At 62.7% G+C, this 9,353-nt stretch carries 9 protein-coding genes and 2 pseudogenes; 1 reads left to right on the forward strand and 10 read right to left on the reverse strand.

Annotated features, from left to right (window positions below; translation table 11 throughout):
• Positions 1–138 (forward strand): annotated as a pseudogene (locus BG35_RS12635) (SMC-Scp complex subunit ScpB); the annotation flags it as partial.
• Between the two features lie 240 nt (positions 139–378).
• On the opposite strand, the gene BG35_RS0103675 reads toward BG35_RS12635, so the two are convergent.
• The 10 genes and pseudogenes from BG35_RS0103675 to BG35_RS0103720 form a co-directional block, all read right to left on the reverse strand.
• Positions 379–732, reverse strand: coding sequence for a hypothetical protein (locus BG35_RS0103675; RefSeq protein ID WP_025781759.1), 354 nt, complete (start codon positions 730–732; stop codon positions 379–381).
• Positions 733–913: 181 nt separating this feature from the next.
• Positions 914–2,892 (reverse strand): annotated as a pseudogene (gene acs, locus BG35_RS10110) (acetate--CoA ligase).
• A gap of 279 nt (positions 2,893–3,171) precedes the next feature.
• Positions 3,172–3,396, reverse strand: coding sequence for a BhlA/UviB family holin-like peptide (locus BG35_RS0103685; RefSeq protein WP_025781760.1), 225 nt, complete (start codon positions 3,394–3,396; stop codon positions 3,172–3,174).
• A 45-nt stretch (positions 3,397–3,441) separates the two neighbouring features.
• Positions 3,442–3,768, reverse strand: coding sequence for a HigA family addiction module antitoxin (locus tag BG35_RS10115; protein ID WP_025781761.1), 327 nt, complete (start codon positions 3,766–3,768; stop codon positions 3,442–3,444).
• 14 nt (positions 3,769–3,782) lie between these two features.
• Positions 3,783–4,061 (reverse strand): type II toxin-antitoxin system RelE/ParE family toxin, encoded by a 279-nt coding sequence (locus BG35_RS0103695; RefSeq protein WP_025781762.1) that lies wholly within the window; start codon positions 4,059–4,061, stop codon positions 3,783–3,785.
• Between the two features lie 98 nt (positions 4,062–4,159).
• Positions 4,160–5,131 carry a solanesyl diphosphate synthase gene (gene sds, locus BG35_RS0103700; RefSeq protein ID WP_025781763.1) on the reverse strand — a complete coding sequence of 324 codons (972 nt, stop codon included), beginning with the start codon at positions 5,129–5,131 and terminating at the stop codon, positions 4,160–4,162.
• 24 nt (positions 5,132–5,155) lie between these two features.
• Positions 5,156–5,995, reverse strand: coding sequence for a glutamate racemase (murI, locus tag BG35_RS0103705; RefSeq protein WP_025781764.1), 840 nt, complete (start codon positions 5,993–5,995; stop codon positions 5,156–5,158).
• A 9-nt stretch (positions 5,996–6,004) separates the two neighbouring features.
• Complete coding sequence (locus BG35_RS0103710; RefSeq protein WP_025781765.1) at positions 6,005–6,835, reverse strand: carbon-nitrogen hydrolase family protein; 831 nt, start codon at positions 6,833–6,835, stop codon at positions 6,005–6,007.
• A 28-nt stretch (positions 6,836–6,863) separates the two neighbouring features.
• Positions 6,864–8,711, reverse strand: a complete 1,848-nt coding sequence (locus tag BG35_RS11470; protein WP_025781766.1) for a type II secretion system protein GspD — start codon at positions 8,709–8,711, stop codon at positions 6,864–6,866.
• A gap of 144 nt (positions 8,712–8,855) precedes the next feature.
• Positions 8,856–9,353: ISAs1 family transposase (locus BG35_RS0103720; RefSeq protein ID WP_152535156.1), on the reverse strand; the 498-nt coding region annotated here is incomplete at its 5' end.

Raw genomic sequence — 9,353 nt, forward strand, 5'->3', positions numbered from 1 at the left:
GTCAAGGAACTGCTGGCCCAGGGCTTCATTACGCGCCGCCGGGAACAGGACGGGCGCTCCTACTGGCTCACCCTCACCGAAAAATTCCACCGCACCTACGCCGTCATGCCCCTGAAGCCGCCGAAGGAAGAGCCGTGAGAGAGGGCAGGCAAACCCAGGGGAGACTCTTAATCCGGACTCGGGTTTATCTGTCCATTGCCCAGGGAGAGATCCCTGCCAAGTCGGAAGAGGGGGACAACCCCAAGCGGCGCTCAGCCTGGCCAGCGCCCTTGCCCGTTGCCCGGTGTCGGGTTGATGTCCGCTCTATCAACACGGCTCCTCCCCCAGACGTCGTGGCGCAACCGCTCCTAACAGTGCAGCATCATCTCCCCAAGCTTCTCAAAACAACTTTTCATGCACGGCTTCGTTGTACAGTTGAATGTATGATAAAGGAATTGTAATAATCTGCCCAACACCGCAGCCCAACCAGGCAATCAAGCCATATAAAATGGTCTTGCCAATGAAAAGTGGATTTTCCAACAACTTGCTCAATGAATCTTTGATCATATCCGAAGGCTGGTCATCAGTGGTGAAAACGTAGTGGGAATAGAATGGAATTGCGGCCAAACCTACCACAGGAATAAGAACCAGTAACCACCCCCATAGAGATGCCATGATATAGCGTCTGGTAAATACCAGCGCCCGGAACTCCTTGGGTCTGGGATATTGGCCATGGACATAGGCCATGGACATGGGATAATAATGAAAAGTTGGAGACAAGAGAAAACCCAGAAGAAAGGAAAACAGGAATAACCCCAGGTTATCGCTGAGTTGCCGCCCGGACTTGGCAAGTGTAGGCGCGCCATTAGCAAGACTTGAAGCCATAGGAAGTCAAAGGGATCAAAGAACAGAACTGGAGAGGGAGGGCTGAGCCCTATGGCGATGTAGCCTCCCGCAACCGCTCCAGCACGGTGGTGTCCTCCAGGGTGCTGGTGTCTCCCGTGATGGTTTCCCCACTGGCCAGGGATCGCAGGAGGCGGCGCATGATTTTGCCGCTGCGGGTTTTGGGCAGCACGTCGGTGAAGCAGATGTCGTCCGGCTTGGCGATGGGGCCGATTTCATGGGCCACATGTTGCCGTAGGGCTTGAACCAGGGCGTCGTCCCCCTGCCGATCCGCCTCCAGGGTGATAAACGCCGCCACGGCATTGCCCTTGAGCTCATCCGGTCTACCCACCACGGCCGCCTCCGCCACGGCGGGATGGCTCACCAGGGCCGATTCGATCTCCATGGTTCCCAGGCGGTGACCCGAGACGTTGATCACGTCGTCCACCCGGCCCATGATCCAGAAATAGCCGTCCTCGTCCCGGTGGGCGCCGTCCCCGGCAAAATAAACAGGCCTGCCGTCGGTAGGGGGCAGGGCGCCCCAATAGCTCTTGCGGAAACGTTCCTCGTCCCCGTGGACGGTGCGCATCATGCCCGGCCATGGTTGTCGCAACACCAGATACCCCCCTTGTCCAGCCGGCAGGCTCCGGCCCGCTTCATCCACCACGTCGGCGGCAATGCCCGGCAGGGGCAGGCTGGCGGAGCCGGGCTTGAGGGGGTGGCGCCCGGCAGGGGGGCAATCATCATGCCGCCGGTTTCCGTCTGCCACCAGGTATCCAGCACGGGGCAGCGGCCACCGCCGATCACCTCCCGATACCACATCCAGGCTTCCGGGTTGATGGGTTCCCCCACCGTGCCCAGCAACCGCAGGGAGGACAGATCGTAACCGTCGGGAATCCGGCGCCCGGCGCCCATGAAGGCCCGGATCACCGTTGGGGCGGTGTAGAAGACGGTGATGCGGTGCTTCTCGATCAACTCCCAGAACGCCCCCGGCTTGGCGGGGCGGGGGGCGCCTTCATACATCACCGTGGTGGCGCCGTTGGAGAGGGGACCGTAGACGATGTAGCTGTGCCCCGTGATCCAGCCCACGTCGGCGGTACACCAATAAACGTCGTTCTCCTGCAAATCAAAGACCCACTGGCAGGTGAGGTGGGCCCACAGGTTGTAGCCCGCCGTGGTGTGGACCACCCCCTTGGGTTTGCCTGTGGAGCCGGAAGTGTAGAGGATGAAGAGGCGGTCCTCGCTGTCCATGGTTTCAGCGGGGCAGTCTTCACTGACTCCCTCCACCAGTTCATGCCACCAATGGTCCCGGCCGGGGGTCATGGTGACCGGTGTTTCCGTGCGGCGCACCACGATCACGTCCTGCACACTGGGGCAGGCCCCATCCGTCAGGGCCTCGTCCACGGCGGGTTTGAGGGGGACCGCCTTGTCCTTGCGGAAACCGCCGTCAGCGGTGATCACCACCCTGGCCTGGCCGTCAATGAGGCGATCCCGCAAGGCTTCTGCGGAGAAGCCGCCAAACACAATGGAGTGGGGGGCGCCAAGGCGGGCGCAGGCCAGCATGGCGATGGCCGCCTCCGGCGCCATGGGCATGTAGAGGGCCACCAGATCCCCCTTGCCCACGCCAAGGCCCTTGAGCACGTTGGCAAAACGGCACACCTGGCGGTGCAGGTCCCGATAGGTGAGCCGCCGCACGTCGCCGGGCTCCCCCTCCCAGAGGATGGCGGTTTTCTCCGCCCGCCCGTTGGTCAGGTGGCGATCCAGACAGTTGAAGGACACGTTGGTGCGGCCGCCGCTGAACCAGCGGGCCATGGGGGCGGCGCTCCAATCCAGCACCTGCTGGAAGGGTTCAAACCAGTGGAGTTTCTGGCGGGCCAAGCGACCCCAGAACCCTTCCGGGTCCCGTTGCGCCTCCTCTGCCAAGGCGGTGTAGGCAGCCATGCCTCCAATACGGGCCTGCTGCTGCACCTCGGCAGGGGGCGCAAAGCAGCGCTCTTCGTGAAGGAAGGATTCAATGCCGGCAGCAGCCATGGATTCCAGCCAGTAACTTGGCTCCATTCAAGCCCCCCGCAGCCTGTCTTCCGCTCATCCGCCATGAAGCCTTGCGCTTCCCCCTGGTTGGCACTCCTTGAGACCGCCCCGGCCCTGTTAGCAGAATCACGGAGCCGGTGCTTGCTCGGGAACACCTGGGTTGCGGGTCGCGTGGCTGCTGCCAGCAGCAGGGAACCGGAAGCCGGCAGCGCCAGGAGTCCGCCCGCTTGGTGACGGGCGTTGCTGCCACCGTGGTTCATGGCTTGCTGTGGCGAGTGGTCACCGGGGCGCTTTGTTCAGCATCTCCATGATCTTCATGGGGAGGTCGTCCACCTTTTGCCGAAGCTCCTTCACGTCTTCCTGCAGGTGGTCAATCCGCTTGTTTTGATCCTCAAACCGCTTGTCCAGCTTGTTCCACAGGAAGATGAGGATGGTGACGCCCACACCGGCCCAGATGCCCAGCGCCGTCACGATCATCAACAGCGTTTGGACGGTGGCAGGCATCGGACCGGGTGGTGGATGGAACAGCCTACCCACCGGTTGATACTTTTACCGCAATGAAAGGTGCTTGACAGGCTTTGCCGGCGCTTGCCCGGGAGCACCTGGGTTGCGAGTCGCGTGGCTGCTGACGCCATGGGCCTGCCATTGGTCATAGGCCATCTGCATCCCGAGCCAGGTCTCCGCTGTGGAGCCGAACACCTCAGCCAGCCGTCTCGCCAGCTCCGGCGAGAGCCCCTTGCGTTCGTTGAGCACTTCCGACAGGGCCTGCTGTGTGACGCCAAGCTTTTGGGCAGCCCGGGTGATGGTGAGTCCCATGGGCTCCAGGCATTGGCGCCTGATCACGCCGCCTGGATGGGGCGGGTTGTGCAGACTCATCGCTCAAACCCTGCTTAGTGGTAGTCCACATAATCTACATCAACTGCCCTGCCATCCTCAAACCGGAACGTCACCCGCCAGTTGCCCGAGACCTTGACTGCCCAGTATCCCTTGAGCTTGCCTTGCAACTTGTGCAGGCGGAATCCCGGTAGGTTCATGTCTTCTGGTCCGCTGCTATGGTCCAGGGCCGCCAGAATGTCTTGCAACTTCTCTTGATACGCCGGGCTCACATACCGCGACTCTCCCTGTTCATAAAGTGCCTTCAGGCCGCCATGACGAAACGATTTGATCATGGATCTCTCCCTTACTTGATATCTGTATTTATTTAGTCCCAGATCCCCTCGGCCCTCATGGGCCATTTCATCATCGCGTTCCGGGCGGATCCGGCAGATCAGTTGAGCCGCCGCAACACCACCTCCGGCAGCCCCAGGAGGGCGGCTTTTTCCTGGCCGGGGGGCAACCAGGTCAGGGCCGCCTCCGCCTCCCGGGCAAAGCCGTGGGCCAGGGCGTGGGTGCGCTCCAGACCGGAACCCTGGCGCACAATGTGGAGGGCCGCGTCCAGGTCCCCCGGATCGGCAAAGCGGCGCTCCACCCGCTCCGCCAGGCCGGGGTCCTCCTCCAGGGCAAAGATGGCGGGCGCCGTCAGGTAACCGGCCCGTAAATCGGAGGCGGCAGGTTTGCCCAGTTGCTGGTCGCTGGCGGTGAAGTCAAGGCAGTCGTCCACCACCTGGAAGACCATGCCCAACTGGCGGCCAAACCGGTAGAGGCTTTCCAATCGCGGCTCCGGCAACCCCGCCAGCACCCCTACCGCCCGGGCGCTGTTGGCCATCAGGGAGGCTGTTTTGCGGTAACTCTTCTCCAGGTAGTCCTCCAGCGTCTGCCCGCTGTCGTAGCGGTGGAGCCCCTGGCGCACCTCCCCTTCCGCCAGATCCATGATCACCCGGGACAGAAGCCGCACCACCTCCAGACTCCCCAGGTTGGCCAGGTGCCAGCTTGCCTGGGCGAAGAGGAAATCACCCGCCAGCACCGCCATGCGGGGATCAAACAGGTGATGCACAGTGGCCACGCCCCGCCGGGTGGAGGCTTCATCCACAAGGTCGTCATGGACCAGGCTGGCGGTGTGGATCATCTCGGTGATCTCCGCCAGCCGCCGTTGCCGCGGATCCATGGGATCGCCGGGGGCAACAGCCCGGGCCAGCATGAGCACAAGGGCCGGGCGCAGTTTTTTGCCGCCGGCCTGGAAAAGATGTTCCGCTGCCGCCTGGAGGATGGGATGCCCCGCCCCGATCAGGTCTCGTAAATTGCCGAGGAGCACCTCCAGGTCGGCCTCCACCGGTTGCAACACTTGAGCGACCGAGGCCATGCAATGCCTTGACTGGCCTGGATCTTAGTGGCTGAGCAGCACGGATTGCAGGCTCACCTGCTCAACCTGGACCGGTTGCCTCAGCCAATTGGACACCACCGTCGCAAAGTGGGTTGTCTGCCCCGTGCAGCAAAACTGTATGGAGCCCCTGGACTGGCGGGCCGCCAGACCCGTGGTCTGCACCATCTGTTGCAGTGCCGTCACCGCTGGCAATGCGGGATCCAGGAGGGGCGCGGGCCAGGGCAACAGGCGCTGAATCAGGGAACGGATGATGGGGTAATGGGTACACCCCAGGATCAAGGCCTGAATCGGCTGGGGGTTGCGGAGGACGGGGGTCAGATAGCCGGTGACCAGTTGCTCCAACCGGGCCGAATCCCGCTCTCCCGCTTCAATGGCGGGCACAAGCCCCGGGCAGGCAATTTCCTGCACCCGCACCGTGGGGAAGTAACGGCGGATGGCGCAGCCATAGGCCCCGCTGTATACCGTAGCTGCCGTGGCCAGCACCACCACGTGATCGCCGGGATTCAGGTTCAAGCTGGCGGCCAGGGCGTCAATCAGGCTCACCACGGGCGCCTTCACCTGGGCGCGGATCACGTCAGCGGCCAGGGCGTTCATGGTGTTGCAGGCCATGACCATGGCCTTCACCCGGCGCGCCCGTAGCCAGTGGGCCGCCTCTTCGGCGATGGCGCGAATCTCGCTGGGGGAACGTTCCCCGTAGGGCAACCGGGCGGAATCCGCCAGATAGAGCAGGGGTTCGCCAGGGAGAAGGCGCCGCAGTTGATGGAGCACCGTCAAGCCCCCTAGTCCGCTATCGAACAAGCCGATGGGGAGATCTTCCCGAGGATGGATCCAGGACATGGACATGGATCCGGATCAGGGGTGGAGAGGAAAGAGGGAGGGCTTGCGGTGACACAGACTGGGCATCTGGCGCTGCACCTGCTCCAGACGATCCGCGCCTATCTCCGCCATGGCCACACCGGGGCGAGCGCCTGCATCCGCCAGCACCGTTCCCCAGGGGTCTACCACCATGGCGTGTCCATGGCTCTGGCGGCGATGGTAATGAACCCCGGTCTGGGCAGGGGCAAAGACATAGCACGTGTTTTCAATGGCCCGGGCCCGCAGCAGCACTTCCCAATGGTCCTTCCCCGTAAAGGCGGTGAAGGCGGCAGGAATCAACAACACCTGGGCGCCGCGGCTGGCCAGAAAACGGTAGAGCTCCGGGAAGCGCACATCATAGCAAATGGAAATCCCCAGAGAGCCCAGTCCGGGAACGTGTACCACCGGCGGACCGGTTTCCCCGGAACGCACGGTGGCGGACTCCTGGTACGTGTTCCCGTCGGGCAGGTTCACGTCGAAGAGGTGGATCTTGTCGTAGCGGGCCAGCAACTGCCCGTCCCGGCCCACCAGTTCAGCCCGGTTGTAGACCGCCCCGCTCTCGGCCGGCGCGGGAAAACCACCCCCCAGCAGGGTCACCTGGTAGCGGTGGGCCATGGTGACCAGAAACCGACTGCACCGCTCCGCCAGCATGGGCGCCAGGGCCAGCTTCTGCTGGTCGTCCCCCAGGAAAGCGAAGTTTTCCGGCAGGCCCACAAGGGCTGCGCCTTGGCGGGCCGCCAAGTCGATCTGCTCTTCTGCTACCTGCAGATTGGCGTCGGGATCAGGGGTGCTGGTAAGCTGAAGCGCTGCGGCAAGGTAGCTGGACAGAACCGGGCGGCGGCTGGCTGCAGTTTAATCACCAATCGGGAACAGTGGCCGGTGAGGGCGGCTGGGACGCCAGGGGCTGGTCGTCCTGAACGAGGGAAGGGGTCACCAGGATGATGAGTTCCGTCTTGTCTCGCATCGTGCTGGAGCCGCGGAACAGTTTCCCCAGCAGGGGCAGATCACCGAGAAGGGGCAGCTTGGTCACCTGCTGCCGGTCCGAATCCTGAATCACCCCGCTGAGAATCAAGGTTTGCCCATCCCGAAGGCGCACGCTGCCGGAGGAGAGAGCCCGCTCGGTGATGTTGAAAATGGGTACGCCGTCCTGGATGCCAACAGGGGCAGGGACAGACACCTTGGGCCTCACCTTCAGGGAGATAAATCCGTTGTCGTCAATTTTGCTCACGTCCACCTTCAGACTTAATCCCGCCTGTTCCCGCTCCTGGCTGGTTTGGGTGACCCCTGACGGAGTGGTGGTGGTGGTGTTTCCGGTGATCACGCTGGTGGTGGTGTTGATGCTGGCGGATTCCCCCTCCTGAACCAGCAGCGTGGGTTCCGCCAGAACGTTCACGTCGGACGAGACAATGGCGGCTTCAAGTTGGGCGTAGAAGGAGTCACTGGCATCACGGGGTCCCAACTTGATGGAAGAGCTGCCTCCCGCAAGGAAAGTATTGCCAATCCGTGCGGAGAAACTGTGATCAAAGGTTTCGCTTTGATTGAGGTCCACGTTCATGATTCGCACCTTCACGGCCACCTGTCGTTTGCGCCGGTCCATCTGCCGCAGATAGTTCTGGGCAATGTCCACCAGGGCGGCCGGCCCCACAAGGGTGACGGTGTTGAGCCGCTCGTCGGTGGCGCCCCGCAACCCCCGCAGCGGCCCCTGCTGGCCGCCAAACTCGGACACCGCCGCGGTGACCGTGGTGCTGGCCACTTGGCTCTGATGACCGGCATCCGCCACCGTAGAGGCGTCTGGGTCCGTGCCGAAGGATTCGGTGGCGGTGGTGGTGACGGAGTGGGTCACGGTCATGGTGGCGCCCAGATTGGCCAGAAACCCCGCAGCCCCGGCGGCATCCACCTGGTTGAGACGGATTACCCTGGACACCTTGGCGCGAAGGTTGCGGTCCAGCAGCCCGGCGCCCACCACCAACGTTCGCCCCTCCAGATAGCCTTCCAGGCCGGAACTGAGCAGCACGAAATGAACCGCCTTCTCCAGGGATTCATCCCGGAAGTCCACGGTGACCCGTGGCTCCAGGGGAGGCTCCCGGTGATCCTCCAGGAAGGTGAAGTTATAGCCGGTGCCGTGCAGAAGGCCCATGAGCACGTCTTGGGCCCGGGCATCCCTGGCGGTCAGGGTGACGGATTGGGAGCCGGGGAGCGGGATGAACGCAGGGCCGGGCAAGGGGACGTGATCCACGGCCATGGCCCCCAGAGGTGGCGCCGCCGCCTGGTCGCCCAGGGCCGTGCCCGGGAACTGCACCATCAGCCGGTCCCCCGTGTTGATCAGTCTTGGCGTTGGCAGAACCTGCCCTGAAGCCGCCTCCACGGTCAGTTGCCCCACCCCCTCCTGCTGTGGATCCGCAACCAGATGTACCCGGGTCATGGGGGCCTGGTCCACGTGAAGCCGCTGGGTCCGGATAGCCTGCTCCAGACCCGTCAAGGTGATGCGCCAGGAGCCGCCGCCATCCACGGACCGGACCCGACTACGCACCTGGGGACCGATCCCCTTGACCACAAGGGTGGCCGCCCCCGGGCCGCCCCGCACCTGAAGAGACGGTCCCCCGCCGGCCCCTGCCTCCTCGGCGGCGGCGGCGGCAACCGTACACGCCAAGGCCACAGCACAGAAGGAGCGGATGCCTGCCAGAGTGTTTGCCGGAATGTTCAAGGGCCAGCCCCGTCTGAGGCCAGGCTATGGCTGGCGATCAATGACGCCGGAATGGCGGGTCAACCTTCTGTTCTGACCGCAAACCCTGCTCAGGACGCCATAACCTGGGAAGACTGCCCCGGCCCAAGAGCTCCCACACGTGCTTCAGGCTCTCCCCAGGGCCTCACCACTGGTCTGGGTACAGAACTGTTGCAGACCGGAGGTAACCATGGCCGCCGTTGCAGGGGTTGATTGTTCCTCGGCGCCAGGAGACCCCTGGAAAATCACCCGTGCAGACAAGCTGAATACATTTAATAGGTAGATTGAACTTTTACGGGAAGGTTGATTAAATTTCCGCACCAGAGAGTCCATATCAATTCTACCGACAGAATCAGGCAGATGGTGATTCAACATATCCGCCAACTTGAGAAGGGCTTCTTCAAAAGCCTCGGGATCCAGAATTCTAAACAACCTGGAGAAAGCATCATGGCTGGGAATACCGTGCTTCAACTTGAGAAAGGTGCGCAGAAAATCTTTATGGGTCTTGCTGAAATTTTCCATATCCACACATGTTTCATTCCCACAAAGTACTGCGATGACAGACAAAGTGAGTATTTCAGCAAAGTCGTGCCTGGTGGCATTGCTCTTGCGAGGGTCTTCCAG

The sequence above is a fragment of the Candidatus Synechococcus spongiarum SH4 genome (genome assembly GCF_000586015.1).
Classification (GTDB): Bacteria; Cyanobacteriota; Cyanobacteriia; order PCC-6307; family Cyanobiaceae; genus Synechococcus_B; species Synechococcus_B spongiarum_F.

Coding starts and splice junctions, on each gene's coding strand:
- murI (WP_025781764.1), bottom strand. CDS start 5,995: ATGTCCATGTCCTGGATCCATCCTCGGGAAGATCTCCCCATCGGCTTG.
- BG35_RS10115 (WP_025781761.1), bottom strand. CDS start 3,768: ATGAGTCTGCACAACCCGCCCCATCCAGGCGGCGTGATCAGGCGCCAA.
- BG35_RS0103675 (WP_025781759.1), bottom strand. CDS start 732: ATGTCCATGGCCTATGTCCATGGCCAATATCCCAGACCCAAGGAGTTC.
- sds (WP_025781763.1), bottom strand. CDS start 5,131: ATGGCCTCGGTCGCTCAAGTGTTGCAACCGGTGGAGGCCGACCTGGAG.
- BG35_RS0103695 (WP_025781762.1), bottom strand. CDS start 4,061: ATGATCAAATCGTTTCGTCATGGCGGCCTGAAGGCACTTTATGAACAG.
- BG35_RS0103685 (WP_025781760.1), bottom strand. CDS start 3,396: ATGCCTGCCACCGTCCAAACGCTGTTGATGATCGTGACGGCGCTGGGC.